This window comes from Paractinoplanes bogorensis, assembly GCF_018829635.1.
GTDB lineage: Bacteria > Actinomycetota > Actinomycetes > Mycobacteriales > Micromonosporaceae > Actinoplanes > Actinoplanes bogorensis.
The window spans coordinates 587,537-613,486 of sequence record NZ_JAHKKG010000003.1 but is presented as its reverse complement, the minus strand read 5'-3'; the positions used below and the strand labels follow the sequence as shown (position 1 = coordinate 613,486).

The following is a 25,950-nucleotide window of genomic DNA, read 5'->3' as shown; positions in this document are numbered from 1 at the left end:
TCGTAATGCGGCGGGCCCCTCCGTGGGGCCCGCCGCACCTTTCTACTTCCGGGTCATCCCGTGCGGGTCGATCACGTACTTCTTGGCCGCGCCCTGGTCGAAGTCCTGATAGCCCTGCGGGGCCTGGTCGAGCGGAATCGCCACGGCGTTGACGTTCTTCGCGATCTGCACCCGGTCGTGCAGGATCGCCATCATCAGGTTGCGGTTGTACTTCATCACCGGGCACTGGCCGGTGACGAACGAGTGCGACTTGGCCCAGCCCAGGCCGAGCCGCAACGACAGCGAGCCGACCTTGGCGTTCTCGTCGACGCCGCCCGGGTCACCGGTGACGTACAGACCGGGGATGCCGATCGCGCCGCCGGCCCGGGTCACTTCCATCAGCGAGTTGAGCACCGTGGCGGGCCGTTCGACCTCGGCCTCGGCGCCGTGCCCGCGGGCCTCGAACCCGACCGCGTCGACCGCGGCGTCGACCAGCGGCTCGCCGATCGCGGGTGCGTCGTTGCCGAGGATCCGGTGGATCTGCTCGATCGGGTCGCCCTGGGCCACGTTGACCGTCTCGCAGCCGAAACTGCGGGCCTGGGCCAGACGTTCCTCGTTGAGGTCGCCCACGATGACGACCGACGCGCCGAGCAGCCAGGCCGAGGTGGCGGCGGCCAGGCCGACCGGTCCGGCGCCGGCCACGTACACAGTGGAGCCGGTGGTGACGCCCGCGCTGACACAGCCGTGGTAGCCGGTCGGGAAGATGTCGGCCAGCATGGCGAGGTCGAGCGCCTTCTCGATGGCCTGGTCGCGGTCGGGGAAGCGGAGAAGGTTCCAGTCCGCGTACGGGACCAGGACGTACTCGGCCTGCCCGCCGACCCAGCCACCCATGTCGACGTAGCCGTAGGCGGATCCCGGCCGGTCCGGGTTGACGTTCAGGCAGATACCGGTCTTGCCCTCTTTACAGTTGCGGCAGCGTCCACAGGCGATGTTGAACGGCACCGAGCACACGTCGCCGACCTTGATGAACTCGACGCCCGGCCCGACGTCGACGACCTCACCGGTGATCTCGTGCCCGAGCACGAGGCCCTCGGGGGCGGTGGTACGCCCGCGCACCATGTGCTGGTCGCTGCCGCAGATGTTGGTCGCGACCGTCTTGAGGATCGCGCCGTGCGGCACCTTGCGGCCCACGTTCAGTTTGTTGACGCCGGGCCCGTCCTTCAGTTCGTACGTGGGGTAGTCGATATCGCGGACCTCGACCTTGCCGGGCCCGTCGTAGACCACCGCGCGATTGGCTGGCATCGTTGCCTCCCATCGTCGGATGGCACCTGTGAGTGACGATCTCGTCACGGCACCATGACCGCCATGTTTCCCTCGCGGCTCCCGAAACTGAACCGTCCACGGTGTCGTCAGATGCGCAATTGGTGATAAGAATCGGCGGTGGCCGACGCCGGGGAAATCGCGCGATCTGTATTCGGCTTCGACCTGCGCCCGGTGCAGCGCGAAACGGTAGCGGCGGTGGTGGCCGGGCGGGACACGCTGGCGGTGCTGCTCACCGGAAGCGGCAAGAGTGCGATCTACCAGGTCGCGGGGCTGGCGCGGGGCGGGCTGACCGTGGTCGTGTCACCGCTGCTGGCCCTGCAGCGCGACCAACTGCGCTCGCTGACCGAACGCAAGGTGCCGGCCCGGATGCTCAACTCGGGAATGCGGCACACCGACCGGACCGGGGCGCTGGCTGACATCCGTACGGGAAAAACCGAGCTGCTGGCCTATTTCGGCGAGCACTACCCGGCGCCGTGCGGCAACTGCGACAACGACCGTGCGCCGTCCCCGGCCCCGTCGCGCGACGGGGGCGGGGACGGCGTACGGGTGCGGCACAAGCTGTGGGGGCCAGGGCTGCTGCTGACCCGGGACGAGCACGAGCTGACCGTGCTGTTCGACGCGGTCGGCTACCGGCACCTCACCCCGGCCGTGCTGACCAACGGCCTGCTGGCCCTGGAGTGATCGCTCAGGACGGCGAGGTCAGCTTGTTGCCGACGGCGGAGAACATGTCGCTGATCTTGCTGCCGAAGATCGTGGCACCGGCGATGAGGACCACCGCGATCAGAGTGACGAGCAGGCCGTATTCGACGGCGGTGGCGCCTTCGTCCCCGTTACGGGTCAGACGCGATTGCACGTACGCGATCAAGTAGTTCATGAGAGCCCCCGCCTGTTTGCGATTCCGTGACCTCACTGATCGGGTCCGCGCGGCCCGGGCTGAGGATTCGGGGCTTATGCAATCGCGTCCCGCAGCTCGTCGAGCGCTCGCCGCATCAGAACGGCCAGGTCAGCGTCCTTCCCGGCGATCCACTCGGCCGCAGCCACGGCGAAGACGGTCAGGGCGGCCTGGGCGGCGAACTCGGCCGTCCGCGGCGGCACCCCCCGCTCGCCCAGCGCCCGGGCCATCGCCGCGGTCAGCCCGGCCGTCTTGACCAGGTCACGTTCGCGCAGCTCGGGCGTGACCGCGAGAACGGCGATGCGGGCCTTGGCGAAGTCGTAGTACGGCGCCAGCTCGCGGCCGGCCAGCGTGACCGCGTGCACGGCGGCGTCGATCGCGCTCAGCTCCGGATCGGCCTCGTCGAGGCGGGCCAGCACACTTTCTTCGAACATCTGGGCGTTGGCGAAGAAGACCTCGCGCTTGTCGGCGAAGTGGTTGAAGAAGGTCCGCTTGGTCAGGCCGGCCCGCTCGGCGATCTCGGCCACCGTGACCTCGGCGAAGCCCCGCTCTTGGAACAGGGTCATGGCCGCCGTCTGCAGACGCCCGCGCGCGTCCGGTTCCCACCGAGCCATGCGGTGATTCTACCCACGATTGCACCCGGTGCAGTCACGTGCCACACTCGTGACTGCACCAAGTGCACTCACAATCTCTGGGGAGTCGCCATGCCCACCAACGCCGCCGCCTGGATTCCCGCCCGCAACCGCCGTCTCGAAGTCGGCCCGGCGCCTTATCCGACGCCCGGGCCCGACGAGATCGTCGTCCGCAACCACGCCGTCGCCGTCAACCCGGTCGACTGGGTCATCCAGGTCGCCGGTCGCCTGGCCTACATGTGGCTGAAGTACCCGGCCGTGCTCGGGGCGGATGTGGCCGGTGAGGTGGTCGAGGCCGGCTCGGCCGTGACCCGCTTCCGGCCCGGCGACCGGGTGCTCGCCCTGGCCGTGGGCACCGACCGCGACGCCAACAGCCCGGCGCAGGGGGCCTACCAGCAGTACACGGTCGTCCTGGAACGGCTCGCCTCGGCCATTCCCGAGTCCATGCCGTTCACCGACGCGGCCGTGCTGCCGCTCGGGCTCTCCACCGCGGCGTGCGCCCTGTTCCAGACGACCCACCTGGGCCTGCACCACCCGGCGGCCGACGCCGAGCCCACCGGCGAGACCGTGCTGATCTGGGGCGGGTCCACGAGCGTCGGCCTCAACGCCGTACAGCTGGCGGTGGCCTCCGGATACGAGGTGATCACGACGGCGTCACCGCGCAACGCGGAGCTGCTCACCTCGCTTGGCGCGGCGCGGGTCTTCGATTACCGCAGTCCCACGGTCGAGAGCGACATCATCAAGACCTTCAGCGACCGTACGATGGCCGGCGCGGTCGCCATCGGCCCCGGCTCATCATTGGCGTGTGTCCGGATCGCCGCCGCCGCACGCGGCCGGCGTTTCGTCTCGGCCGCCACCGCGCCGGTCACCTTCGAGAACGGGTTCTCGCTGCTGCCGACGGTGACCGGCATGGCCGGCGGGATGGCCAAGCTGCAGTGGGAGGCCCGGCGGCGCGGGGTCGGCGTGAAGTTCATCTTCGGCTCAAACCTGAAGAAGAACGAGGTCGGACCGGCCATCTTCCGCGACTTCCTGCCCGCGGCGCTGGCGTCCGGGCACTACCGGCCGCTGCCTGCCGCGTCGGTCGTCGGCACCTCGCTGGCCGACCTGCAGGACGCCATGGACCAGCAGCGCCGCGGCGTCTCAGCGACCAAGCTCGTGGTCACCCTCCATTGAGACCGCCCAGCCGAACTCCCGTACGACTTGCCGATCCCGCAACTACCGAACATAAAAGGTCTTGGTCACGCTTGGCGTATCCCACTCATAGGAATATTGATCACCAGAGTCGCTCTCACCACGAACAGTCAACTCAAGGCGCCCCTTCGGATAACCGGGTGGCACGGTAAATGTCGCGGTGAAGTCGCCATCTTTGTCGGCCTGCACCTGGGCCACTGGAGGCTGATCCACACGGGTCAGGCTAGGGGATGGTGACGGCTGCGGAGAATCGCTGCTAGATTCATCGGACGGCGCCGGAGTTGGGCTCGGAGTTATCCAGACGGGCATCGGGTCAATCAAGACAGTAATGACCTCGTACCGGTCGAAGTCGCTTCCCGTGACAGTTACAGCCGTTCCGGTCGGTCCATTATCAGGTGTCATGGAAACATCAACCTCGCCGATCTTGTTCACGGCGTAGGCGACCGCGCCGCCGACCACGATGAAAAGCATCGCAGCCACGACAGCTGCACCTGCCACCGCACCGACACCACGTGAGGATGTCCGACCATTATCGATACGGTAGTCCAACTTCGTGTCACCTAAGAACGCGGTTATCCGCCCGTCCAAGTCCGATGTCTCCGGCACGCCATCGGTCAGAACTTGGAGTACAAGCGTCTCTCCCGGGTTCAGCAGATCGGGACCAAGTCTGATCTCGGTACCATCCGTTCCATTCTTGAACGCGCGCCCCGAATCAGGAATCATGGATGCCTTAAGAATGGCCCTGATGGGCACGCCTACATCAATGACAATGGGGCGATCTTGGTCAAACTGATCAGAAGACAATGCATGTCTTCCATTATTCTCAACCGAGATGGTAGCGACGTGAGGATTGGTGAGATCTCGACCCTGATACGTGACCGACACCCCGTGATCGGCAACAGATTCGGCTGCCAGCAACGGCGCCGGAGGCAGCGCACTGAACATCAGCCTGCGTTTCGCCGGAAACAATGCTCGCCGCCCGTATCTTGCTGCGAATATTCCGACAACGAGTGCAATCAAGGCAACTATCAGGGTAAGTGCGTTGAAAAATTCGCCATTGAACAAAGTTGAGCTCCGTCCACGTAAGAGCAACGCAGCTTACATCACCTCAGAGATGCACGTATCGCGGCGATTCAGGGCGTGTCACCCGATAAGATCCGCTCTCAACGGGAGCGAGCCGATCCGCCAATCTCCGTTCGGCCGGCCAGTCCATCTCCGTACCAGAGCCACGTCGACTCTTGGGGGCCGACGAGGCTCAGGGATCGCCTCGGCGGCCCCACAATCCCCCGTCCTGTGGATAGGTGCGAACGTCCAAAAGTGACAGGATGACCGGTAACCCCTGACATCCCTGCCTGGAAATCGATGAATCGCCGAACCGCCGTCCTCGCCGCAGCCGCCCTGGTGGCCACGGCCGCACTGGTCGCTGCGCTCGTCCTGCTCCGCCCGCCGGCCGTCGCGGGCCTGCTCACAGCCTGCTCGGGTCTGGTCGCCGTCGTGATGCTGCGGGCCGCCCACACTGGACGCCCGGCCGGGCCCCGGCTGCGTGTGGTCGCCCTGGCCGCCGGCATCGGGCTGACCTCGATCGCGGGCGCCGCCAGCGCCGTGGCCAGTCTGGTCGCCGGCGGCACCCTGGTCGGTGGCGTCCCGCTGCCGGCCGAGATCCCGCTCGTCACGTTGTTCCTGGTCGCGATCACCTTTCTGCCCGCGATCCTGCGCCCGCAGCAGCGCCGCGACTCCCTCGCCCGCCTGCGGATCGGGCTCGACGTCGTGGCCGTCACCGCCTGTCTGCTGTTCGCCAGCTGGATGCTGCTGTTCGGTGACGGCGGCGAGCGGCGCGGGGCCACGATCACCGCGCTGATCTTCGGGGGCAGCGCGGCCGCCACCGTCGCCGTCCACGGCGTGCACGCGCTGCGCCAGCGGGCCGCGCTGCAGTGGTGCGGCCCGGCTGCGGCGCTGCTGCTGATCGCGCTGACCGCCTTGGTCGCCGGGCTCGACCACCCGGGTGAGCCGAACGGTGAGATCGCCGCCGTGGTCGGCGCCGTCGCGATCAACGTGGCCGCCGGGCTGCTCTGGCACGGCTCGGTGCGCCTCTCCCCCGACGACAGCCCGATGCCGCCGCCGGGCGCCGAGCCCGCGGCCGGCTTCCCGCTGCTCGCCCTGCCGGTGCTCGCCTCGGCCCTGGTCACCGTCTATCACCTGCTCAACGGCGGGAGCCTGGACGCGCCCTCGATCGCGCTGGGCGCGCTCGCCGTGACCGCCGTGGCCGCCCGCGAGTGGGTGTCCTCGGTCGGGCTGCGGCGGCAGGCCGGTCACCTCACCGACCAGGGCAACCGGCTGCGCGCCCTGATGTTCGGCTCGGCCGACGTGGTCATGGTGCTCGACTCCAACCTGGCCGTGCGCTGGCAGTCGCCGGCCACGGCCCGCCGGTTCGGGCTGTCCGACCAGGAGGTGCTCGGCCGCGAGGTGTCCGCGCTGGTCCATCCGGATCAGGTCGAGGCCGTGCACGCGTTCCTGACCGCGCAGATGACCGAGCCGGGCGCTCATCTCGACGTCCGGCTGCGCGACGGTTTCGGCCGCTGGCGCCAGACCCAGTGGACGACCGGCGGCGCCGACCCCGCCGAGGCGGCGCACACGCTGGTCGTGCACGTGCGGGACGTCACCAACGAGCGTGACCTCGAGCAGGCGCTGCGCCAGGACACCCACCTGGACCGGCAGACCGGCCTGGCCAACCGGGAAGGGCTGCTGCGCGCGGCCGAACTGATCCCGGACGCGGGCGCGATGATCGTGGTCGAGCTGGGCGGGCTGACCGCGATCGGCGACGTGCACGGCCGTGACCTGGCCGAACTGGTGCTGGTCGAGGCCGCGCGACGGCTACGGTCGCAGGTGGCGGCGGCCGACATCCCGGCCCGGGTCGGCGAGAGCCGGTTCGCGGTGCTCACCCACGCCGGGGCGGTCCGCGCCCACCTGCTCGCCGGCCAACTGGTGAACGCCCTGGCCGCGCCCTATCTGGCCGCCGGCACGGTGTCACACCTGTCGGCCTGGGGCGGTCTGGCCGACGTCACCGACGAGCACGACACCGACGAGGTGGTGCGGCGGGCGGCGCTGGCGCTGCGGTCCGTACGCTCCGGGCCGCCGGGCGCCGTCGAGTGGTACGACGCCGAGATGGAGATCCGCCTGCTGCGCCGCTCCACCCTGGAACAGGACCTGCCCGGCGCGGTCGAGCGGGGCGAGATCGACCTCCGCTACCAGCCGATCGTCGAACTCGACGGGCACCGGCCGGTCGGCGTCGAGGCGCTGCCGGCCTGGCAGCACCCGAAACTCGGCCCGGTGCCACCGGCCGAGCTGCTGGACATCGCCGACGACCTGGGACTGCTCGGGCCGATCGAGCGGTCGGTGCTGGAGCGGTCGTGCCGGTTGCTCGCCCGCTGGCGGCGGACGCACGAGTCACTCTGGCTGGCCGTCGACGTGCGGCCGCGCGAGCTGGTCGACCCCGGCTTCCCGGCGACCGTGCACGCCGTGCTGGAAGATCACGACCTGCCCCACTCGGCCCTGGTCATCGAGATCGCCGAGCAACACCTGTCCGGCGTACGGGATGATCCGCCAGTCGACCAGATAGCGGCGCAACTGGGCCGGCTGCGGGCACTGGGGGTACGCACCGCGGTCGACAACTTCGGCACCGGGCCCACGTCGCTGAGCCGCCTGCGGATCCTGCCGATCGACCTGCTGAAGATCGACCGGGCCGTGTTCGCCGACCCGGTCGAGACGTTCCGGCAGGCCGGCGCCGTGATGGACGTGGCCGTGACGCTCGGGCGGCGGCTGGGCATGGAGGTGGTCGCCCACGGCGTCGAGGACGGGCTCGACGTCGACACCGCGACCACGGCCGGATGCCGCCTCGGCCAGGGCGATCTGCTGGGCCGGCCGATGCCCGCCGAGCGGCTCGAAGCATTGCTCGAAAAAACCACGGTGTAGCTGTCGATCGGGACCGGGCTCGGTCGTCATCACCTCGAATAGGCTGACGAACGAGGAGGAAAGATGCGCTACACGCTGCTGTTTCACTACCACGAGGCCACGTCCGAAGAGCTCGGCGCCGAAGCGATGGAGCAGGGCCGGCAGGCGATGTCCAGCTATGCGGCCACCCTGCAGGCGGCCGGGGTGCTGGTCGGCGCCGAGGTGCTGCACCGCTCCGACCTGAGCACCACCGTGCAGGTGCGCGACGGGGTGGCCCAGGTGCAGGACGGGCCGTTCGCCGACACCAAGGAGCAGCTCGGCGGCACGGCCGTGATCGACGTGGCCGACCTCGACGCCGCGATCGACTGGGCCAAGCAGGCGCCGGCCGCGCAGTGGGGCACGGTCGAGGTCCGGCCCGGGGCCACCTACACGGTCGAGGGTGTCTGGACGCCGAACAAGTGAGCCGCGACGAGGCGCGCGCGGCCGCTGAGAGGGCCGCGCGTTCCTCGTACGGGAAACTCGTCGCCCTGATCGCCCGGGCCGACGGTGACCTGGCCTCGGCCGAGGACGCGCTCGGCGGGGCGTTCGAGGAGGCCCTGCGCCGGTGGCCCGAGACCGGTGTGCCCGAGAACCCGGAGGGATGGCTGCTCACCGTGGCCCGCAACCGCCGACGCGACATGTGGAAATCGGCCGCCGCACGCACATCGGCGCCGCTCGAGGACGACAGTGCCCGGTTCGACCCGCTGGCCGACCACGACCCCTACGCCATCGGTGACACGCGGCTCGAGCTGCTGTTCGTCTGCGCCCACCCGGCCATCGAGGAGTCGGCCCGCACGCCGCTGATGCTGCAGACCGTGCTCGGTTTCGAGGCGGCCGACATCGCCCGCGCGTACGCGATGCCGGCGGCGACGATGGCGCAACGGCTGGTCCGGGCCAAGCGGCGGATCAAGCAGGCCCGGATTCCGTTCGCCGTGCCCGATCGGCGGGCCATGCCGTCGCGGCTGCCGCCGGTGCTCGAGGCCATCTACGGCTGCGAGGCCATCCTGTGGCGCGAGGGTGACGGCGAGGCGCAATATCTGGCGGTGACACTGGCCGCCCTGCTCGGCGACGAGGCCGAGGCGTGGGGGCTGGCCGCGCTGACCACGCTCACGTTGTCGCGCCGGCGGGCCACCGGTTTCGTGCCGTTGGAGGACCAGGACCCCGGCGACTGGGACGCGACGCTGATCGACGAGGGCGAGGCCTACCTGCGCCGGGCCCGGCCGGACGGGCCGCCCGGGCGTTTCCAGCTGGAGGCCGCGATCCAGGCCGTCCACTGCGATCGCCGCCGCACCGGGGTGACCGACTGGGCCGCGCTGGAGACGTTGTACGCGGCCCTGCTGACCGTGGCGCCGAGCCTGGGTGCGCGGGTGGCGGCGGCGACCGTACGGGGAAGGATCGATGGTCCGGAGGCCGGTCTGGCCGCGCTGCCCGCGGAGGCCGAGTCGTTCCAGCCCTATTGGGCGGCGCGGGCCGACCTGCTGGCCCGGGCCGGGCGTGACACCGGCGACGCGTACGAGCGGGCGGCTTCGCTGGCCGATGATCCGCTGGTGGCGGCCTTTCTGCGGGCGCGAGCTTGACCATGCCGTAACGGCACAGGTTCTGCTGGAATCCGTGAAGAGAATCAAGGTCCTGAGCGCAGTGACCGCCGCGGCCATCGTGACGGGGGTGGCCGGCGCGGCCGTGGCGGCCGAACCGAACACCCGGGTGCCCGAGGGCGCGACCTGGTCCCAGCACTACTTCCCGTCGGCCGATGACTCCGGTGCCGAACTGCACGCCGATGTCCTGCTGCCCGACGACCTGCCCAAGGGTGGAAAGGTGCCGGTCATCCTGTCGGTCGGTCCGTACTTCGGCCACGCCGGGCAGATGAAGGACGAGGGCCACAAGACGCCGGGCCCGTCTGAACGGTTCCGGCCGTTCGTCGACGGCGCCGGGCTGATGGAGCGCGGCTACGCCTTCGTGATGGTCGACTCGCGCGGCTTCGGCGGCTCGACCGGGTGCCTCGACTTCGCCGGTCCGGGCGAGCAGGCCGACGTGCGGGCGGCGATCGACTGGGCCGCCTCGCAGCCGTGGTCCACCGGCGCGGTCGGCATGTTCGGCAAGTCGTACGACGCCATCACCGGTCTGATCGGCGCCGGCCTGAACCAGGACCCGCTGAAGGCCGTGGTGGCCCAGGAACCCATCTGGAACCCGGTCAACAGCCCGCACACCAACGGCATCCCGCGGGTGCACATGCTGAGCGTGTCCCAGGTCTACAACAGCATCGCGTCGCTGCCCGGCATGACCAACGACGACAAGAAATATCAGGCCAACGCCGCGTACGAGGCGACCAATCCGCACTGCCTGGACGAGAACCTCGCCGGTTATCTGATCGACGACCCGGAATCGGCGCACTGGCGGGCGCGCGACCTGCCTGCTCTGGCCAAGGGCAGCGACACCCCGCTCTTCGTCACCCAGGGCTTCATCGAGGACAACACCAAGCCCGAGGACATGGACGAGTTCCTGGCCGGTCACCGCGGACCGACCCGGGCCTGGCTCGGCCAGTGGAACCACGTGCAGGGCCACGAGAAGACCGAAGACGGACAGCTCAAGATGGGCCGCGACGGCTGGTTCACCGAGGTCATGTCGTTCTACGACGAGCACCTCAAGGGCATCGAACCCAAGACCGAGTTCCCTCCGTACGCCGTACAGGACAGCAACGGCAAGTGGCGGGCCCAGGACACGTGGCCGGTCGTCGACCGCACCGCGACCCTGTCACTGGGCGGCGGTTCCTATGTCGACGACGGCGGCGCCGATGCGCGGAAGGCACTGGACGATGCGGGCCTGACCGAGCCGCCCGTGCCGCCGAACCCGAACCCCGACCCCGAGGAGGGCGCGGGCGCGCTCGAGCCGGTGATCCCCAAGAACCTGGCCGCGGTGCAGCTCAAGCGCCTGCAGGAGGGCCGGACCACCTCGGCCGTCTACAAATTCTCGAAGCCGGTCGCTCAGGCCACCCGGCTCACCGGCACCCCGCAGGTGTCGCTGGCCGCCCGCGGCACCGGCAACGTGATGGTCAAGCTCTACGACGTCGGGCCGGGCGGCCAGGCGGTCATCATCAACGAGAACGTGTCGGCGGTCCGAGCGGGCCGCACGACGTTCGACCTGAAGTCGACCGACTGGACCCTGGCCGCCGGGCACGTGCTCGGCGTCGAGATCGGCACCCTCCAGACCGGTTCGTGGCTCGACAAGCCGTCCCGCGAGACGATCCGGGTGCGGGACGCGCGGCTGAAGCTGGCCCTGGACGATCCGGCCGGCGACGTGGCCACCGAGGGCCAGCCGTCGCCGTTCCAGGCCCTCTACCTGAAGCGCCACCAGGTGAACCTGACCGCGGCGCTGCCGGCCTCGTTCACGATTCCGGCTCCTTGAGGATGACCTCCATGCGGGCCAGCACGTCGAGCTGGGCCGCGTTGTAGAGCTGGACGATCGCCTGGTTGACCGTCGTCCGCGCGTGGTGGGGGCCGCGCGGGGCGTCGGTCGCCGGGGCGTTCAGCCCGGGATACCGGGCGCGCATCTCCCTCGCGTACGGGGCGATCCGCTCGGCCAGATCCTGCCGGGTGGCGTCGTCGGCGTCCGGGGGCAGATCGTCGAACGCCGTCCCCACCGGGAACGGCGGGGTGTCGCGCATCAGGTCCACGTACGGCTGCAGGCTCCGGGGACCGAGGATCCCGGTCAGGATCGTGATGAAGGACCGGTCGGCCTCGCTCATGTCCGGGTTGGCGGCCTCGGCGAACTCGACCGGCACCCCGTCCGGGACGGCCTTGCGCATCAGAAGGGCGAGCTCCTCGCGGGCCCGCTGGAGCCGTTCGATGGTCTCGGCGAGCTCGGCGTCGAGGGCTTGCATGGCCTCGACCGGCTGATGGTCGTCGTCGTCCATCGCGGCGATCTGGGACAGCGAGAACCCGAGCGCGGTGAGCCGCTTGATGCGCAGCAGCCGCACCAGGTGCGCGACGGTGTACTGCTTGTAGCCGTTGGTGCGCCGGTCGGGCTCGTCGAGCAGCCCGACCTCGTGATAGTGCCGGACGGTCCGCAGGCTGGTGCCGGCCAGGTCGGCCACTTCCCGGGTGCTCCACACGCCACGGCTGTACCCACTCAGCCGCCGGTGAACACCCCGGCCAGGGCACCCACGAACACGGCGATGAGGATCAGCACGGCGACGACGAAGCCGACGATGCCGAACCCGCGGGCCACGCCGGTCAGGGGCTTCTCCCCCTTGCTCAGGCCGGCCGTCCAGGCCGCGGCGGCGCCGAACGCGGCCGGGGCCCCGGACCAGAAGAACGGCGCGGTCACCACGGCCAGCGCGCCGAGGACGACCGCGCCGATCCGTGCCCGGCCCGGATCGGCGCGCAACGGCAACGCGATCGCCAGGGCCAGCGCCAGACCGGCGACCCCCACGACCGAGATGGAGACGATGCTGTCGATCGGGCCCTGGGGCCGGTGCGGGTCGCCGTCGGTGAACAGGAGCTCGCCGACCTTGAACAGCAGGTTCACGCCGGTGGACAGCAGGAAAGCGCCGCCGACGAGGACCGGTCCGGTGACGCCTCGGCTCGTACGGGAATCAGTGGTGACGGCCATCTCGGGCCTCCCTCTCTCGTGGTGATGGATTCACCGTGCTCGCCGCGACGGCCCGCACACCAGTCCCCCGGTGTCCCGCGTCGTCCCGGATCGTCCCGCGCCCCTGGGCACCCGTCCCGCCAGGGCCCAAGATGGGACCTATGACCGAGGTCGAGCGAGGTTTGTCGCGGGGCGTCGTGGTCGCGGCCCTGGCCACGGCCGCGGGTTTCACGCCGGGCCTGCTCGGCTTCACCGACGAGAGCCTGCCGACGGCGGCCGTCCGCAGCCTCGGCTGGCCCGCGTTCGGACTGGTGGCCGCGCTGCTGCTCGATCGCGATCCCCGCTCCCGGCTGGGCCGCGCGCTCGCCGGGATGGCCCTCGTCCCGGTCGCGGTGATCCTCCTGGGCCCGCTGGTCACCGGGGACACCCTCACCTGGGCCCACCTCGGACGCTGGTGGCAGTGGCTCGGCATCGCCCCGGTGGTGGTCGCACTGGCCGTGCTCGCCTGGGCGGTCGACCGGCCCGCCGACCGGCTGGCCCGGCGCCGTCTGACCTGGCTCGTCGTCTGTGCGGCGGCCCTCGTCGGAGCTCTCATGATCGCGTCCCGGGTGGGTGGCCCGCAGGCCGAGGCGGTGGCGACCATGCTCGGGATGTGGGCCCTGGCCGCGATCGTGTTGCGGCTGGCCACCGCGCGGGAGCTGCGCCCGGTCGACGAGCCCCCGCTCGACATCGCGATCGGCGTGGCCACGGTGGTGACCGGCGCCGGGGTCGGCACGCTGATCCGGGTGGTCGCGGCCCGGGCCGGGCTGCCCGGGCCCGACCTGTCCGGCGGGTTCGCCGCGGTCGTGACCACCGCGCTGGCCCTGCCCGCCGGGCTCTGGCTGCGCCGTCGTTTCCTGCGCCACCGCTACGGCCACGGCACGCTGACCTCGGCCGACGTCGCCCAGATCACGGCCGGCCTGCACACCCGCTCGGACCCGCGTGACCTGCTCGGTCAGGCGGCGGCGATGGTGGCCACGGCGAGCGGGCACCGCGAGGTACGGCTGATCCTCGGCCCCGACGCGCCCGAGGTGCCGCCGCACTGGGTGCTGTGCCCGCTGGTGGTCGGCGGCGACCGGGTCGGCACACTCTTTTTCGAACCGTCGCATCCGGAGGGACCCGAGCCGCGCCAGGAGCGTACGGTCGCGCAGCTCCTGCCCACGGTGGCGCTGGTGGCCCGGGCGGTCGGGCTCGCCGTCGAGGCCGCCCACGCCCACCGCGACGTGGCCCGCCAGCGCGACGTCGAGCGGTCCCGCATCCTCGGCGACCTGCACGACGGACTGGGGCCGGCGCTGGCCGGGATGAGCCTGCGGGTCCGCGCCGAGCGGGAGCGCACGCCGCTGCTCGACGAGCTGGCCCGCGAGCTGGCGGCCTGCCGCAGCGACCTGCGCCGGGTCGTCTCCGGGCTCACCCCGTCGGTGCTCGAGGACGGCGACCTGGCCGGAGCGTTGCGGATGCTGGCGGGCTCGTTCGACGGCAACGGTCCGGCGGTCACGCTCGACGTCCGGCTCGACCGTGCGGTGCCCGCGGAGGCCGCCATCGCGGTCTACCGGTCGGTCGCCGAGGGCCTCACCAACGCGATGCGGCACGCCGGCGCCGCCCGGGTCGGGGTGAGCGTGCACGGCGAGGCCGGCGGTGGCCTGGCCGTCGAGGTGTGCGACGACGGCGGCGGGGGCCCGATCGTGTGGGGCGTCGGCCTGTCCTCGCTGCGCCGGCGGGCCGAGGAGCTCGGCGGTCGCCTGTCGGTCACCGGCGGCGCGGCCGGCACCCGGCTGCGGGTGGAGCTGCCGTGATCCGGGTGATGGTGGTCGACGACCATCCGATCGTGCTGTCCGGGCTGTCGGCGCTGGTCCGCTCGGACGACGCCCTCGACCTGGTCGCGGCCGCCCGCACGGTCACCGAGGCCCTCGCGGTGGCGACCGAGCCGGCCGTGGCCCTGCTCGACCTCAACCTGCCCGACGGCGACGGCATCACCCTCGGCGCCACCCTCAAGCAGCGCTGGCCCGCCCTGCGCGTGGTCGTCTTCACCATGCACGCCGACGAGCAGTTCGTGGTCCGCAGCCTGGGCGCCGGCCTGGACGGCTACCTGCTCAAGGACTCCGACCCGGACGACGTGCTGGCCGCCATCCACGCCGCCGCCCGGGGCAGCATGGTGATCGGCCGGGGCGCCCAGGCCGCGGTGGTCGCCGCCGCCTCGGCCGCACCCGCCCCGGGGCCGGGCGCGCTCGCCGCCCTCAACTCGCGTGACCTGGAGATCCTGGAGCTGCTGGCCTCGGGCCTGTCGACCTCTCAGGTCGCCGCGCGCCTGTTCCTGGCGCCCAAGACGATCCGTAACCGCGTGTCCGAGATGCTCACCAAGCTGGACGTCGCTACCCGTGAGGAGGCGATAGCCCAGTTCCGGGGCCTACGGTGGGGATCATGAGAATCGTGGTGCTGGACGACTATCAGCGGGTGGCGCGCTCCTACGGTCCGTTCGACTCGCTCGCCGGGGACGAGGTCGAGGTGCTGCACGACCACCTCGACGACACCGGGCTGCTGGTCGCGGCGCTGCGCGGGGCCGAGGTGGTCGTCGCCATGCGGGAGCGGACCGCCTTCCCGGCCGCGCTGTTCGGCGAGCTGCCGGACCTGCGCCTGCTGGTCACCACCGGGATGGGCAACGCCTCCATCGACATGGCGGCCGCCCGGGCTCACGACGTCACGGTCTGCGGCACCGAGATGGGCGGAGCCGGACGCAGCTCGAGCACAGCCGAGCTGACCTGGGCGCTGATCCTGGCCGTTCACCGGCACGTCGTGACCGAGGACCGGGCCCTGCGGGACGGGCGCTGGCAGACCACCGTCGGCACCGACCTCAACGGCGGCACCCTGGGCGTCATGGGCCTGGGCAAGCTCGGTACGCAGGTGGCGCGGATCGGGCAGGCCTTCGACATGCGGGTGATCGCCTGGAGCGAGAACCTCACCCCGGAGCGCGCGGCCGAGGCCGGCGCCGAATACGTGAGCCGGGACGAGCTGTTCGGCCGCAGCGACGTGCTGACCGTCCACCTCAAGCTCAGCCCGCGCACGACCGGCCTGATCGGCGCGGCCGAGCTGGCCGCCATGAAATCGTCGGCCGTGCTGGTCAACACCTCGCGCGGGCCGATCGTCGACCGGAACGCGCTGGCCGCCGCGCTCACCGCGGGCACGATCGCCGGAGCCGGCCTGGACGTCTTCGACGTCGAGCCGCTGCCGGCCGGCGACCCGCTGCGGGGCGCGCCGAACACTGTCCTGCTGCCGCACGTCGGCTACGTCACCGAACGGACCTACCGCACCATGTATGAGCAGGCCGTCGAGGACATCACGGCCTGGCGGGCCGGGGAGCCGCTGCGCGTGCTGAATTAAAACCGGTGGCGCGCGGCGACCCCGGGAACTAGCGTCCGCCTGGACACGAGTGGGCTGAGCAAGGACGTGCCGTTGTACACCATGTGAGACACCCCAAGCGCTGATCTGACGCGCGCCGCGCCTGTGCGCGGCGCTCGCTCCGCTGTGGATTTCTCACGGAAACCGGTGTACCCCTGTGCTGCTCACCACCTGGGCGGTCATACCGTCCTGCCTTCCTGTCGTTCTTCGCCGCTGCCACGTCTGCGCCTTCGGGCGGTTCCGGGCCAGCGGCAAGTTCCGGGTCAACGCCAACCACAAGCTGCTCGACGCCTGGCTTCTCGTCCTCTGTGAATCGTGCGGAGACACCGCGAAGCTCACTCTCTTCGAGCGGAAGAACGTGCGCACCGTACGGCCCGAGCTGCTCGACCGCCTGCACGACAACGACCCGGGGCTGGTGGCCGAACTGCTCGCCGACCCGCTCGTGCACAAACGCAATCGCATCGCTCTCGACTGGTCCGGGGCTTGGCGCCTCGACACCGGTGACACGCCGCCCCCGGAGGCCGAGGTGATGGAGGTTTCGGTCCGGTTCGCGGCGCCGATCCCGGTGCGGCCGGTGCGCCTGATCGCCGCGGGCCTCGGTCTCCCGAAGGCCGAGGTAGGGCGCCTTCTTGATGAGGGGAGGATCGTGTCCATGGCCCGGATGAGCGGGCGACTCTCCAGCGACTTCGCCTTCACCTGGAAGCGCACCGCATAATCATCCGGCGCGCCGGTCGGGATCGTCCGGCGCGCCGGACGCGGGGAGGCAGGAAGATGGACTGGCCGGAGGCCTGGGTGACGCGGCGACGGCCCCGGCGGCTGCTGTTCGGCGTCGCCTACCTGGGGCTGGTGGCGGCTGCGGCCGGGGCGGCCGCCGTCTGGCTCGGGCGGGACGGCGACCTGTTCGGGGTGGTCCTCTTCGGCGGCGGGGCGCTGCTGGCCGGGCATGTGGCCGCGATCGGGCTGCACGCCTATCGCGGCGCCCGGCGGCGGGACGACGGCGGCGGGGTCAGTCGTACGGCGGCCGGGTTGATCTTCCGGTACGACGGCACGGCCACCTATCTGCTGACGGCGACCCTGGTGCTGACCGACGCCGCGCTCGTCTACCTCAGCGTCGACGCGGCCGGGCGGGGTTCCTACCTCCCGGCCGCGGTCTGGGGTGTACTCGCGGTTCCGCTCGTCGTGCTGCTGCTGGTCGTGCTGCGGCTGATGCCGGGCGAGCTGGTGGTCGGGCCGGACGGCGTGCACCATCGCGGGCTCACCTTCACCACCCGCATCCCGTGGATCGCGCTGACCGGCGCCACCGCGGGCTGGGACAAGGGCCCGGTCATCCGGATCGGGTTCATCGGCTCGCCCGACATCCGGACCCGGCGCGTGCTCGGCTCGTTCATGTCGGCCCCCGAGACGGTGAGCGGGCGCTGGCTGGCCGCCGATCCGGCGCTGGCGCTGCTCGCCCTGACGCACTACATCCGCCACCCCGAGGACCGCTGGGAACTCACCACCGAGGCCTCGCTGCGACGTCTCACGGCTCCCAGAGAAGCATCTGGCGGTGGTGCGTGAAACCGTTCCGCAGATAGAAATCGACCGCTCGCCGTCCGGAGTGGACGGTTACATGCATCAACCCGCGCGAACGGGCCTCGGCCAGGATCGCCGCCATCAGGGCGCTCCCGAGGCCGCGTCCGCGGTGCTCCTCGCGGACCTCGACCGACTGGACGTCACCGAACCTGCGGTCGAGCGAACCACCGCCGGGCACCCGTTCCGCGATGTGCAGCCAGGCCGCGCCGACCACCTCGCCGCCGACCTCGGCGACGAACGGCAGGTGCGTCTCCGCGTGGGCGACGACCCATTTCCCGTACGCCTCCAGCTGCCCCTCCCCCATGCCGCGCAACCCGGCCAGCGCGGCCACGTCGGCCGGGCCGCCCCTTCGGACGGTCACGGCTTCGCCCGGTCGAGCAACTGCGCCAGGTGCACCGACGGGCGGTCGCGCAGGTCGGCCACCTGGGTGCGGCACGAGAAGCCGTCGGCCAGCACCACCGCGTCCGGGGCGGCGTCGAGGGCGGGCAGCAGGTTCTGCTCGGCGACCGCGACCGACACCTCGTAGTGGCCGATCTCGACGCCGAAGTTGCCGGCCAGGCCGCAGCAGCCGGCCAGCCGCCGCACCCGGGCGCCGGTCGAGGCGAGCAGGTCGGCGTCGGTCTTCCAGCCGAGCACGGCGTGGTGGTGGCAGTGCGGCTGGGCCACGACCTCGACGCCGGACAGGTCGGGCGGGGTCCAGCCGGGCGTCTCGGCGAGCAGTTCGGCCAGTGTCCGCACCGATTTCGAGACCGCGTCGGCGTCGGCGTCGCCGGGCAGCAACTCGTGGATGTCGGAACGGAGTACGGCCGTGCAGGACGGCTCGATCCCCACGATCGGCACGCCCGCCTTGGCGTCGGCGGCGAGCGATTCGACCGTACGGGAAAGAATTTTCTTGGCGGAGTCCAATTGGCCGGTGGTGATCCAGGTGAGGCCGCAGCAGACCGATCCGGACGGGAGGCGCGGTTCGTAGCCGGCCGCGCGCAGCACACGGACGGTAGCGTCGGCCACCTCGGGCGAGAAAGCGTCGGAGAACGAGTCGGCGAACAGTACGACCGGTTTGCCCGGTTTTTCCGAGGGCCGGAACGTGCGGCGGAACGGACGCCGGGCGAAGGCCGGGACCGAGCGCCGCTTGTCGACGCCGGCCAGCCACAGGGCGAGGCCCCGAATGCCGGGCAGCCGGGTGCCCAGGTTGGCCAGCCGCGGGGTCCACCCGGCGAGGCGGGCCCAGAACGGCAGGCGGCCCAGGGTGTAGTGCGAGCGTGGGCGGAGCTTTCCCGCGTACGACTGGTGCAGCACCTCGGATTTGTAGGTGGCCATGTCGATGCCGGTCGGGCAGTCCGACGCGCAGCCCTTGCAGGACAGGCAGAGGTCGAGCGACTCGTGCACGCTCGGGTGCGACCACGGCAACTCGCCCCGCACGACCTCCTGCAGCACCCGGGCCCGCCCGCGCGTCGAGTCCTTCTCCTCACGGGTGGCCAGGTAGGACGGGCACATCACGCCGCCCGCGGCCGAGTTGTCGGCCCGGCACTTGCCGACGCCGGTGCAGCGGTGCACGGCCTGGGCCAGGTCACCGCCGTCGTGCGGGTAGGCCAGCGCCAGCTGCTTGAGGGGGAACGCGGCCGGGCGTACGGAAGCATCGACCGGATCGGGGTCGACCAGCACGCCCGGGTTCAGCAGGTTGCCCGGGTCGAACGCGTGCTTGATGCCGGCGAACAGCGCGATCGCGTCGGGCGAGTACATGTGTGGCAGCAGCTCGGAGCGGGCCCGGCCGTCACCGTGCTCGCCGGACAGCGAACCGCCGAACTCGCCGACCAGTTTGGCCGCGTCGACCAGGAAGGCCCGCATCACCTGGGTGCCGTCGGGCTGGTCGAGCGGGAAGTCGAGGCGGACGTGCATGCAGCCGTCGCCGAAGTGGCCGAACGGGGCCGAACTCATCTTGTAGTCGGCCACCAACTCGTCGAAGCGGGCCAGGTAGTCACCGAGACGCTCGGGCGGGACGGCCGCGTCCTCCCAGCCGGGCCAGGCCGGCCGGTCGGCGGGTGAGCGCCCGGCCAGCCCGGCACCGTCCTCGCGGATGCGCCAGAGCCGGGCCTGGGTCAGCGGGTCGGTGACCACCAGGGCGTCGTCGGCGATCCCGTCGGCCGCCAGCTTGCGGGCCCGGTCTTCGACCTCGCCCGGGACGTCGCCCGCAAGCTCGACGAACAGCCACGCACCACCCCGGGGCAGGGGCGGCACGGCGTCCGGACCGCGGCGGGCGCGCAGCACGTCGAGCAGCCGGGAGTCGAGGCCCTCGCACGAGGTCGGGCCGTGCGCGACGACGGCGGGCGAGGCGGCACCGGCGGCCACGATGTCTTTGAAGCCGAGCACGACCACGACCCGGATCGGCGCGTCGACGACCAGCTTGACGGTCGCCTTGGTGATGACGCCGAGCGTGCCCTCGGACCCGACGAGCGCCTGGGTGAGGTCGAACCGTTCGGGCAGCAGGTGCTGCACCGCGTAGCCGGAGACCTGACGGCCGAAGCGGTCGAACTCCGTGCGGGCGGTGGCCAGGTGTTTTCCGATCACCGCACGGACGTTGTCGACGACCGGGCCGCGCGGGTCGGTCGTGTCCAGCGTGTCGCCGGCGGCGGTCAGCAGCTCCAGGGCGGCGACGTTGTCCGAGGTCCGCCCGTACGCCAGGGAGCGCGACCCGCAGGCGTTGTTCCCGATCATCCCGCCGATCGTGCACCGCGGATGGGTCGACGGATCGGGCCCGAACCGGATGCCGTGCGGGGTCACCGCCTGCTGCAGCGTCGCGTGGATCGTGCCGGGTTCGACCACCGCCGTACGGGAATCGGGGTTGATCTCGAGAACGCGGTTCAGATGACGCGAGAAGTCGAGCACGATGCCCGGCCCGATGGCGTTGCCCGCGACCGACGTGCCGGCACCGCGCGACGTGAACGGCACCCCCGTCTCGCGCGCGACCGCCAGCGCCGCGGCCACCTCGTCGACGTGCCGCGGACGCACCACGGCGAGCGGCGGAATCCGGTAGAGCGAGGCGTCGGACGCATACATGCCCCGGGTGCCCGCGTCGGACCGCACCTCGAGTCCGGCCTTCTCCAGTGCCGCCACCACATCGCTCATGAGTAACATGTTACTCATGCCGACGCTGACCCTCCCGCCCGAGGCCCCCACCCTGGCCGACGCGGTCGCCCAGGCCGTCCGCGACGGGGTGGCCGCGGGCGAGCTCGTGCCCGACGAGACCTACTCGGTCTATCAGCTGGCCGACCTGCTCGGTGTCTCCCGCAGCCCGGTCCGCGAGGGCCTGCTCCGGCTGGCCGAGGCGGGCCTGGTCGAGATCCGCCGCAACCGGGGCTTCCGGGTGCTCCGGCCGCGCGCCCACGACATCGAGGAGATCGTCGAGATCCGGCTCGCGCTCGAACCCCCGGCCGCCTTCAAAGCCTCCGTTTCCGGTACGCCCGAGCAGCACACCCACATCCGCGACGCGCTCGCCGCCATGGCGTCGGCCGTCGCGCGCGCCGACGAGGCCGCGTTCTGGCCCGCCGACCGCGCCCTGCACGACCTGCTGCTGCGGACGGCCGGCAACGTCCGGGCGGCCGCCGTCATCACCGGCCTGCGCTCCACCACGGCCCTGCTCGGCCCGCCGACCACCGCGAGCGGCCGCACCCTGGCCGAGATCTACGCCGAGCACGAGCCGATCGTCACCGCCGTGCTGGCCCGCGACGGCACCGCCGCCGAGTCCGCGATGCGCAGCCACCTCGAGGCCACCGGCCGCCTGCTGGTCGCCCGGCTGGTCGCCGCATGAACCGCCGCAACGCGCTCGTCCTGGCCATCTGCTGCATGAGCCTGCTGATCGTCGGGCTGGACGCGACCATCGTCAACATCGCGCTGCCCGCGCTGCGGAGCGACCTCGACACCCCGGTCTCCGGGCTGCAGTGGGTGATCGACTCCTACACGCTGGTCATGGCCAGCCTGCTGATCCTGTCCGGCAGCACGGCCGACCGGATCGGGCGGCGCCGCACCTTTCAGGCCGGGCTGGCCCTGTTCACCGTGGGTTCGCTGCTGTGCAGCGTCGCGCCGGGCCTGGGCTGGCTGATCGCGTTCCGGATGGTGCAGGCGGTCGGCGGCTCGATGCTCAACCCGGTGGCCATGTCGATCATCACGAACACGTTCACCGAGCCGCGCGAACGGGCCCGGGCGATCGGCATCTGGGGCGGTGTGGTCGGGCTGAGCATGGCCGCCGGTCCGGTGCTCGGCGGTGTCCTGGTCGAGACGCTGGGGTGGCGGTCCATCTTCTGGATCAACGTGCCGGTCGGGCTGGCCGCGATCGTGCTGACCGCCCTGTACGTGCCCGAGTCGCGTGCTCCCCGGCCGCGCCGGATCGACCCCGTGGGGCAGGTGCTCGTGTTCCTGCTGCTCGCCTCCCTCACGTACGGGATCATCGAAGGCCCCTCGTCGGGCTGGCTCTCGGTCGAGATCGTCGGGTGTTTCGTGCTGGCCGCCGTGGCGCTGACCAGCCTTCTCGCGTACGAACCACGCCGCCCCGAACCCCTGCTGGATCTCCGGTTCTTCCGCAGCGTCCCGTTCAGCGGCGCCACGGTCATCGCGGTGTCCGCCTTCGGCGCGCTGGCCGGGTTCCTGTTCCTCAACACGCTCTACCTGCAGGACGTACGCGGCCTGTCCGCCCTGCACGCCGGCCTCTACACGCTGCCGATGGCCGCCATGACGGCGGTGTTCGCGCCGCTCTCGGGCCGGATCGTGGCCGCCCGTGGCACCCGGCTCCCGCTGATCCTGGCCGGCGCGGCGATGACGGCGGCGATGCTGCCGCTCACCCAGCTGACCGCGACCACCCCCGACGGCCTGCTGATCGGGTGCTACCTGCTCTTCGGCATCGGGTTCGGCCTGGTCAACGCCCCGATCACCACCACCGCGGTGTCGGGTATGCCGCGCTCGCAGGCCGGGGTGGCCGCGGCCATCGCCTCGACCTCGCGCCAGGTCGGCAGCTCGCTGGGTGTCGCGGTGATCGGCGCCGCCGTGGTGTCCGCGGTGACCGGCCCGATGGCCACCGGTTTCGCCGCGGCCAGCCACGTCGGCTGGTGGATCGTCGTCGGGTGCGGCCTGTCCGTGCTCACGCTGGGCGTCGTCACCACCAGCGGCCGGGCCCGCGCCACGGCCGACCGGACTGCCGCCGAACTGATCGAAGCGTGATCAGCCGGACGGAGGTACTGGACGTCCCGCCGCGTGCGTAATGTGCCCCCGATGGGTGCGAAGCGGCGGATGGGCCCGCGCGACTTTTGAAGGACGGGACCAGTTGTTTCAGCATCTCGCACGACGACCGGCGTGGACTGCGGCCGCTGTCGCGCTGCTGTCTGCGGTCGCTCTGGCCACGGCGTACTGGAACGTGTTTCACCTGGTCGTGCTGCGTGATCATCCGCTGCCGCTGGTGGTCTTCTGGCCCGCGCTGTGGCTGCTGCTCGCGGCCGCAGTGGCGCTGATGATCCCGTCGTGGCGGCGGACCCGCCCGGTGGTGGCGGCGGTGTTCGGCGGAACCGGCGTCGTCGTGGTGTGCGGCGGCACCTTCCGGCTGGTGCTGGCGATCCTGTTCAGCTCGTCGGCGGGCCACGGCGAGCTGGTCGATCAGGCCACCTCGGCCGACGGGCGCTACGAGGTGCGCGTCCTGCACTGGCAGGCGGCGCTGGGCGAGGACGGCTGGGACGTCGTCATCCACCGTCAGGACGGCGTCGGCTATGTGGAGACGTACGGCGGCTGCATCTATTCGGAGTCGGCCGGCAACTACACCGGGATCGAGTCGATCGAGCCCGGCGCGGTCCGCCTCACCACCGACGACGGTCCGGTGTCCCTGCTCTTCGACCCTGAGACGATGAAGGTCACGCGCCGCATCCCGACCGAGTTGTGCGCGGGCTACGACTGACCAGCGTCGGCGGCGGCCAGCCCGGCGCGCATCGCCTCGCGTTGCTCCTGGGGCCACGGGCCGGAGGCGGCCATCGGGATCTCGGTCATGAAGCGCCGCGCCGCCTCCGGGATCCGGGCCGCGACGACCTCGGGGTGCGCGGCCGCGGTCGCGTACAGGTGGGGACCGTCGGCGTAGAACAGGTCGGCGACCACCAGCCGGCCGTCGGCGGTGCGCATGACGTTGGACGGGTTGTTGTCCAGCGGCCCGCACCACGGCAGCTCCCGCCGGGCCTTCTCGTGCACACGCCGGACGATGCCGGCCAGCTCGGCCAGCTCGGGCGAAGGCCGCTCGAGGGCCTCGTGGAAGGCGGCCGCCTCGGCCGGCGCGACCGGGCTGAGGAACTCCATCACCTGCAGATCACCGCCTCCGGTCAGCGGCCGGTGGGAAAACAGCACCGGAACCTGGCGGGTGTGCGCCGCCGCCCGGTAGAGCTCGGCCGTGTAGGGGCCGGTCGGGTCGAACGGGCTGATCCGGGCGGCCGCCGTGCCGTCCGGTGAGCGCAGCGCGATGGCCCAGTCGCCGGTGCCGCACGGGGTCCAGCCGGCCGCCCGGTAGGCCCGCTCGGCGTCCCGATGGTCGGCCGGCCCAGGCCCGAGGTCGATCGTCATGACTGAAGACCTTGGCATCCTCTCCGTCCCGGAACCACGGAGTTTTCCGTGTTGAGGGCGGGACAATGACGAGGTGCCCACCGTCCTCCGTCCACCGGTCTGGATGCGGGTGCTTCCCTCGGCGTTGTTCCTGCTCCTGGCCGTGGTCCTGATCGGGGGCGGCCTGGACGAGGGCAGCTGGCTGGTGCCGGGCGGACTCGCCACGGGGGCGGTGGCCGTCGCGGTCGCGGTGCGGGTCTGGGTGCTGCGCGTCGAGATCCGGCCGACCGGGCTGGTGCTGGTCAACTGGCTGCGCACCGTCCGGGTAGCGTGGCCGGAGATCTATCGATGCGGAACCGACGACGAGGGCGTACGCATAGAAATGGCCGACGGCCGGCAGTTGCGCGCCTCGGCGTTCCAGCACGGCACCCGCGCGATCGCCGTGGCCCGGAAACCGGCCCGCGAGGCGGCGAAGCGGATGGAGGAGGCGCGCAGGCGCCACCGGTCATGAGGGTGCTGATCACGGGGATGTCGGGGGCGGGTAAGTCCACGCTGCTCGATGAACTGGCACGGCGTGGACACCGTACGGTGGACACCGATTTCGACAGCTGGACCGGGCCCGACGGGCTCTGGGACGAGCCGCGAATGGCCGCCCTCCTGCAAGACGAACAAGACGTCATCGTGTCGGGCACGGTGGACAACCAGGGCGCCTTCTACGACCGGTTCGAGCATGTCGTGCTGCTCAGCGCCCCGCTCTCCGTGCTGCTCGAGCGGGTGGCGGGCCGCACGACGAATCCGTACGGGAGAACTCCTGAGCAACGCGCCGAGATCGCCCGCTATGTCGACGAGGTGGAGCCGCTGCTGCGCCGGGGTGCCACCGTCGAGCTGGACGGGCGCCGCCCGGTGGCCGAGCTCGCCGACGCCGTGCAGCGACTAGGAGAGCCGACGCCGTGCAGCGACTAGGAGACCAGATGGTCGAGCCCGACCAGGGTCAGTAGCCGCCGCAGGTGGGACGACGGCCTGAGCAGACGCAGCTCGTGCCGATGAGACGCCCGGGCCAGGGCGCGCAAGCCGGCGGCGTCGATGAAACGCAGATCGTGCAGGTCGATGGTCAGGTCCCGGTCGTCGGTGCGCAGCAGGTTCTCGAAGGCTTCCCTCGTCGTCAGATCGACCTCACCTCGTACGCGCAGTGTCGTCATAGTGGTAGAGCGCGCGACGGCGCCTTTCCGTTACAGCGGCCGTACAGTGAGGACCATGCGCAGGAGTGCAGCCGCGGCCGGCAGCGCGCTCTTCTTCGCCCTCGCCCCGGGCACCGTGGCCGGCCTGATCCCCTGGGGGCTGACCCGGTGGCAGCTCGGCGCGCCGTTCGGGCACTGGCTGCCGCTGCGCGTGGCGGGCATCGTCGTCCTGGCCGCCGGGGCCGCGTTCCTGGTGCACGCGTTCGGCCGGTTCGTGATCGAGGGTCTCGGCACCCCGGCCCCGGTCGCCCCGCCCGAGCACCTGGTCGTCGGCGGCGTCTACCGGTTCGTGCGCAACCCGATGTACGTCGCGGTCCTCTCCACCGTCGCCGGGCAGGCCCTGCTGCTGTGGCGGCCGGTGCTGATCGTCTGGGGCCTGATCCTGGGCGCGGCCATGGTGGCCTTCGTCATCGGCTACGAGCAGCCCGCCCTGACCAGTAAGTTCGGGGACGAGTACCGGGCTTACCGCCGGGCCGTGCCGGGCTGGTGGCCCCGGCTGACCCCGTGGCGGCCGGGTCGCTGAACCTCTGGACGAGCGGGTTACCGGCCGGTAGAT

General features: G+C 71.5%; 27 protein-coding genes. 17 read left to right on the top strand and 10 right to left on the bottom strand.

The genetic code is table 11. From position 1 onward, the window contains the following. Nucleotides 1–42 precede the first annotated feature (42 nt). Complete coding sequence (fdhA, locus tag KOI35_RS10955; protein WP_215786171.1) at nt 43–1,281, bottom strand: formaldehyde dehydrogenase, glutathione-independent; 1,239 nt, start codon at nt 1,279–1,281, stop codon at nt 43–45. Nucleotides 1,282–1,419: 138 nt separating this feature from the next. On the opposite strand from fdhA, the gene KOI35_RS10950 reads away from it, so the two are divergent. After that, nucleotides 1,420–1,983: a DEAD/DEAH box helicase gene (locus KOI35_RS10950; RefSeq protein WP_215786169.1), complete on the top strand. Its 564-nt coding sequence runs from the start codon at nt 1,420–1,422 to the stop codon at nt 1,981–1,983. A gap of 4 nt (nt 1,984–1,987) precedes the next feature. Here the strand turns inward: KOI35_RS10950 and KOI35_RS10945 are convergent, their stop codons facing one another. Both KOI35_RS10945 and KOI35_RS10940 read right to left on the bottom strand, forming a co-directional pair. Further along, nucleotides 1,988–2,176: a Flp family type IVb pilin gene (locus KOI35_RS10945; RefSeq protein ID WP_215786166.1), complete on the bottom strand. Its 189-nt coding sequence runs from the start codon at nt 2,174–2,176 to the stop codon at nt 1,988–1,990. Between the two features lie 74 nt (nt 2,177–2,250). Then, a complete protein-coding gene (locus KOI35_RS10940; protein ID WP_215786164.1) occupies nt 2,251–2,808 on the bottom strand; it encodes a TetR family transcriptional regulator in 558 nt (185 codons plus the stop codon). A 90-nt stretch (nt 2,809–2,898) separates the two neighbouring features. On the opposite strand from KOI35_RS10940, the gene KOI35_RS10935 reads away from it, so the two are divergent. Continuing rightward, nucleotides 2,899–3,999: a zinc-binding alcohol dehydrogenase family protein gene (locus KOI35_RS10935; protein WP_215786162.1), complete on the top strand. Its 1,101-nt coding sequence runs from the start codon at nt 2,899–2,901 to the stop codon at nt 3,997–3,999. A 42-nt stretch (nt 4,000–4,041) separates the two neighbouring features. On the opposite strand, the gene KOI35_RS10930 is transcribed toward KOI35_RS10935, so the two are convergent. Next, nucleotides 4,042–5,082: an IPT/TIG domain-containing protein gene (locus tag KOI35_RS10930; RefSeq protein WP_215786160.1), complete on the bottom strand. Its 1,041-nt coding sequence runs from the start codon at nt 5,080–5,082 to the stop codon at nt 4,042–4,044. Nucleotides 5,083–5,379: 297 nt separating this feature from the next. Here KOI35_RS10930 and KOI35_RS10925 point away from each other — a divergent pair, with 297 nt between their 5' ends. The 4 genes from KOI35_RS10925 (at nt 5,380) to KOI35_RS10910 (ending at nt 11,406) form a co-directional block, all read left to right on the top strand. Then, nucleotides 5,380–7,986 (top strand): putative bifunctional diguanylate cyclase/phosphodiesterase, encoded by a 2,607-nt coding sequence (locus tag KOI35_RS10925; protein WP_215786157.1) that lies wholly within the window; start codon nt 5,380–5,382, stop codon nt 7,984–7,986. Nucleotides 7,987–8,049: 63 nt separating this feature from the next. Beyond that, nucleotides 8,050–8,427, top strand: coding sequence for a YciI family protein (locus KOI35_RS10920; RefSeq protein ID WP_215786155.1), 378 nt, complete (start codon nt 8,050–8,052; stop codon nt 8,425–8,427). Further along, the gene (locus tag KOI35_RS10915) at nt 8,424–9,581 is read left to right on the top strand and encodes an RNA polymerase sigma factor (protein ID WP_215786153.1); all 1,158 of its coding nucleotides are present in this window, start codon (nt 8,424–8,426) and stop codon (nt 9,579–9,581) included. The genes KOI35_RS10920 and KOI35_RS10915 overlap by 4 nt, the downstream gene beginning before the upstream one ends. 34 nt (nt 9,582–9,615) lie before the next feature. After that, on the top strand, nt 9,616–11,406 hold the full coding sequence (locus KOI35_RS10910) for a CocE/NonD family hydrolase (protein WP_215786151.1): 1,791 nt from the start codon (nt 9,616–9,618) through the stop codon (nt 11,404–11,406). On the opposite strand, the gene KOI35_RS10905 is transcribed toward KOI35_RS10910, so the two are convergent. Together KOI35_RS10905 and KOI35_RS10900 are read right to left on the bottom strand one after the other, a co-directional pair. Next, nucleotides 11,387–12,112, bottom strand: a complete 726-nt coding sequence (locus KOI35_RS10905) for a MerR family transcriptional regulator (RefSeq protein ID WP_215786149.1) — start codon at nt 12,110–12,112, stop codon at nt 11,387–11,389. The genes KOI35_RS10910 and KOI35_RS10905 overlap by 20 nt on opposite strands. 17 nt (nt 12,113–12,129) lie before the next feature. Beyond that, the gene (locus tag KOI35_RS10900) at nt 12,130–12,612 is read right to left on the bottom strand and encodes a hypothetical protein (protein ID WP_215786148.1); all 483 of its coding nucleotides are present in this window, start codon (nt 12,610–12,612) and stop codon (nt 12,130–12,132) included. 140 nt (nt 12,613–12,752) lie between these two features. Here KOI35_RS10900 and KOI35_RS10895 point away from each other — a divergent pair, with 140 nt between their 5' ends. From KOI35_RS10895 to KOI35_RS10875, 5 genes are all read left to right on the top strand, one after another. Next, entirely contained in the window at nt 12,753–14,423 is a 1,671-nt protein-coding gene (locus KOI35_RS10895; RefSeq protein ID WP_215786146.1) for a sensor histidine kinase, read from the top strand. Beyond that, nucleotides 14,420–15,052, top strand: a complete 633-nt coding sequence (locus KOI35_RS10890) for a response regulator (protein WP_215786138.1) — start codon at nt 14,420–14,422, stop codon at nt 15,050–15,052. Before KOI35_RS10895 ends, KOI35_RS10890 begins: the two co-directional genes overlap by 4 nt. Then, complete coding sequence (locus KOI35_RS10885) at nt 15,049–16,005, top strand: D-2-hydroxyacid dehydrogenase family protein (RefSeq protein WP_215786136.1); 957 nt, start codon at nt 15,049–15,051, stop codon at nt 16,003–16,005. Before KOI35_RS10890 ends, KOI35_RS10885 begins: the two co-directional genes overlap by 4 nt. Before the next feature lie 175 nt (nt 16,006–16,180). Continuing rightward, nucleotides 16,181–16,738 (top strand): DUF1062 domain-containing protein, encoded by a 558-nt coding sequence (locus KOI35_RS10880; RefSeq protein WP_308120898.1) that lies wholly within the window; start codon nt 16,181–16,183, stop codon nt 16,736–16,738. Nucleotides 16,739–16,794: 56 nt separating this feature from the next. Beyond that, nucleotides 16,795–17,580, top strand: coding sequence for a hypothetical protein (locus tag KOI35_RS10875; RefSeq protein WP_215786134.1), 786 nt, complete (start codon nt 16,795–16,797; stop codon nt 17,578–17,580). Here the strand turns inward: KOI35_RS10875 and KOI35_RS10870 are convergent. Beyond that, nucleotides 17,543–17,956 carry a GNAT family N-acetyltransferase gene (locus tag KOI35_RS10870; protein WP_308120897.1) on the bottom strand — a complete coding sequence of 138 codons (414 nt, stop codon included), beginning with the start codon at nt 17,954–17,956 and terminating at the stop codon, nt 17,543–17,545. The genes KOI35_RS10875 and KOI35_RS10870 overlap by 38 nt on opposite strands. Then, nucleotides 17,953–20,718, bottom strand: coding sequence for an FAD-binding and (Fe-S)-binding domain-containing protein (locus tag KOI35_RS10865; RefSeq protein ID WP_246612880.1), 2,766 nt, complete (start codon nt 20,716–20,718; stop codon nt 17,953–17,955). Before KOI35_RS10865 ends, KOI35_RS10870 begins: the two co-directional genes overlap by 4 nt. Nucleotides 20,719–20,734: 16 nt before the next feature. Here KOI35_RS10865 and KOI35_RS10860 point away from each other — a divergent pair, with 16 nt between their 5' ends. The 3 genes from KOI35_RS10860 to KOI35_RS10850 all read left to right on the top strand — a co-directional run bounded on the left by KOI35_RS10860 (nt 20,735) and on the right by KOI35_RS10850 (nt 23,527). Beyond that, nucleotides 20,735–21,400, top strand: coding sequence for a GntR family transcriptional regulator (locus tag KOI35_RS10860; RefSeq protein ID WP_215786130.1), 666 nt, complete (start codon nt 20,735–20,737; stop codon nt 21,398–21,400). After that, nucleotides 21,397–22,803 (top strand): MFS transporter, encoded by a 1,407-nt coding sequence (locus tag KOI35_RS10855; protein WP_215786128.1) that lies wholly within the window; start codon nt 21,397–21,399, stop codon nt 22,801–22,803. The genes KOI35_RS10860 and KOI35_RS10855 overlap by 4 nt, the downstream gene beginning before the upstream one ends. 103 nt (nt 22,804–22,906) lie before the next feature. Further along, on the top strand, nt 22,907–23,527 hold the full coding sequence (locus tag KOI35_RS10850; protein WP_215786127.1) for a hypothetical protein: 621 nt from the start codon (nt 22,907–22,909) through the stop codon (nt 23,525–23,527). Here KOI35_RS10850 and KOI35_RS10845 read toward each other — a convergent pair. After that, on the bottom strand, nt 23,518–24,177 hold the full coding sequence (locus KOI35_RS10845) for a hypothetical protein (RefSeq protein WP_215786126.1): 660 nt from the start codon (nt 24,175–24,177) through the stop codon (nt 23,518–23,520). The genes KOI35_RS10850 and KOI35_RS10845 overlap by 10 nt on opposite strands. Nucleotides 24,178–24,250: 73 nt before the next feature. On the opposite strand from KOI35_RS10845, the gene KOI35_RS10840 reads away from it, so the two are divergent. Together KOI35_RS10840 and KOI35_RS10835 are read left to right on the top strand one after the other, a co-directional pair. Beyond that, nucleotides 24,251–24,667 (top strand): PH domain-containing protein, encoded by a 417-nt coding sequence (locus KOI35_RS10840; protein ID WP_215786124.1) that lies wholly within the window; start codon nt 24,251–24,253, stop codon nt 24,665–24,667. Next, entirely contained in the window at nt 24,664–25,119 is a 456-nt protein-coding gene (locus KOI35_RS10835; RefSeq protein ID WP_246612879.1) for an AAA family ATPase, read from the top strand. The genes KOI35_RS10840 and KOI35_RS10835 overlap by 4 nt, the downstream gene beginning before the upstream one ends. Here KOI35_RS10835 and KOI35_RS10830 read toward each other — a convergent pair. Next, nucleotides 25,116–25,355, bottom strand: a complete 240-nt coding sequence (locus tag KOI35_RS10830) for an STAS domain-containing protein (protein ID WP_215786122.1) — start codon at nt 25,353–25,355, stop codon at nt 25,116–25,118. The two genes, KOI35_RS10835 and KOI35_RS10830, sit on opposite strands and share 4 nt — an antisense overlap. A 55-nt stretch (nt 25,356–25,410) precedes the next feature. On the opposite strand from KOI35_RS10830, the gene KOI35_RS10825 reads away from it, so the two are divergent. Then, on the top strand, nt 25,411–25,917 hold the full coding sequence (locus tag KOI35_RS10825; protein ID WP_215786120.1) for a methyltransferase family protein: 507 nt from the start codon (nt 25,411–25,413) through the stop codon (nt 25,915–25,917). The last annotated feature ends 33 nt before the right edge of the window (nt 25,918–25,950 follow it).

Excerpts from the sequence above, each read along its gene's own strand:
- fdhA (WP_215786171.1), bottom strand. The coding sequence starts at position 1,281 with ATGCCAGCCAATCGCGCGGTGGTCTACGACGGGCCCGGCAAGGTCGAG.
- KOI35_RS10945 (WP_215786166.1), bottom strand. The coding sequence starts at position 2,176 with ATGAACTACTTGATCGCGTACGTGCAATCGCGTCTGACCCGTAACGGG.
- KOI35_RS10940 (WP_215786164.1), bottom strand. The coding sequence starts at position 2,808 with ATGGCTCGGTGGGAACCGGACGCGCGCGGGCGTCTGCAGACGGCGGCC.
- KOI35_RS10935 (WP_215786162.1), top strand. The coding sequence starts at position 2,899 with ATGCCCACCAACGCCGCCGCCTGGATTCCCGCCCGCAACCGCCGTCTC.
- KOI35_RS10925 (WP_215786157.1), top strand. The coding sequence starts at position 5,380 with ATGAATCGCCGAACCGCCGTCCTCGCCGCAGCCGCCCTGGTGGCCACG.
- KOI35_RS10920 (WP_215786155.1), top strand. The coding sequence starts at position 8,050 with ATGCGCTACACGCTGCTGTTTCACTACCACGAGGCCACGTCCGAAGAG.
- KOI35_RS10900 (WP_215786148.1), bottom strand. The coding sequence starts at position 12,612 with ATGGCCGTCACCACTGATTCCCGTACGAGCCGAGGCGTCACCGGACCG.
- KOI35_RS10895 (WP_215786146.1), top strand. The coding sequence starts at position 12,753 with ATGACCGAGGTCGAGCGAGGTTTGTCGCGGGGCGTCGTGGTCGCGGCC.
- KOI35_RS10885 (WP_215786136.1), top strand. The coding sequence starts at position 15,049 with ATGAGAATCGTGGTGCTGGACGACTATCAGCGGGTGGCGCGCTCCTAC.
- KOI35_RS10875 (WP_215786134.1), top strand. The coding sequence starts at position 16,795 with ATGGACTGGCCGGAGGCCTGGGTGACGCGGCGACGGCCCCGGCGGCTG.
- KOI35_RS10865 (WP_246612880.1), bottom strand. The coding sequence starts at position 20,718 with ATGAGCGATGTGGTGGCGGCACTGGAGAAGGCCGGACTCGAGGTGCGG.
- KOI35_RS10860 (WP_215786130.1), top strand. The coding sequence starts at position 20,735 with ATGCCGACGCTGACCCTCCCGCCCGAGGCCCCCACCCTGGCCGACGCG.
- KOI35_RS10855 (WP_215786128.1), top strand. The coding sequence starts at position 21,397 with ATGAACCGCCGCAACGCGCTCGTCCTGGCCATCTGCTGCATGAGCCTG.
- KOI35_RS10845 (WP_215786126.1), bottom strand. The coding sequence starts at position 24,177 with ATGACGATCGACCTCGGGCCTGGGCCGGCCGACCATCGGGACGCCGAG.
- KOI35_RS10835 (WP_246612879.1), top strand. The coding sequence starts at position 24,664 with ATGAGGGTGCTGATCACGGGGATGTCGGGGGCGGGTAAGTCCACGCTG.
- KOI35_RS10830 (WP_215786122.1), bottom strand. The coding sequence starts at position 25,355 with ATGACGACACTGCGCGTACGAGGTGAGGTCGATCTGACGACGAGGGAA.
- KOI35_RS10825 (WP_215786120.1), top strand. The coding sequence starts at position 25,411 with ATGCGCAGGAGTGCAGCCGCGGCCGGCAGCGCGCTCTTCTTCGCCCTC.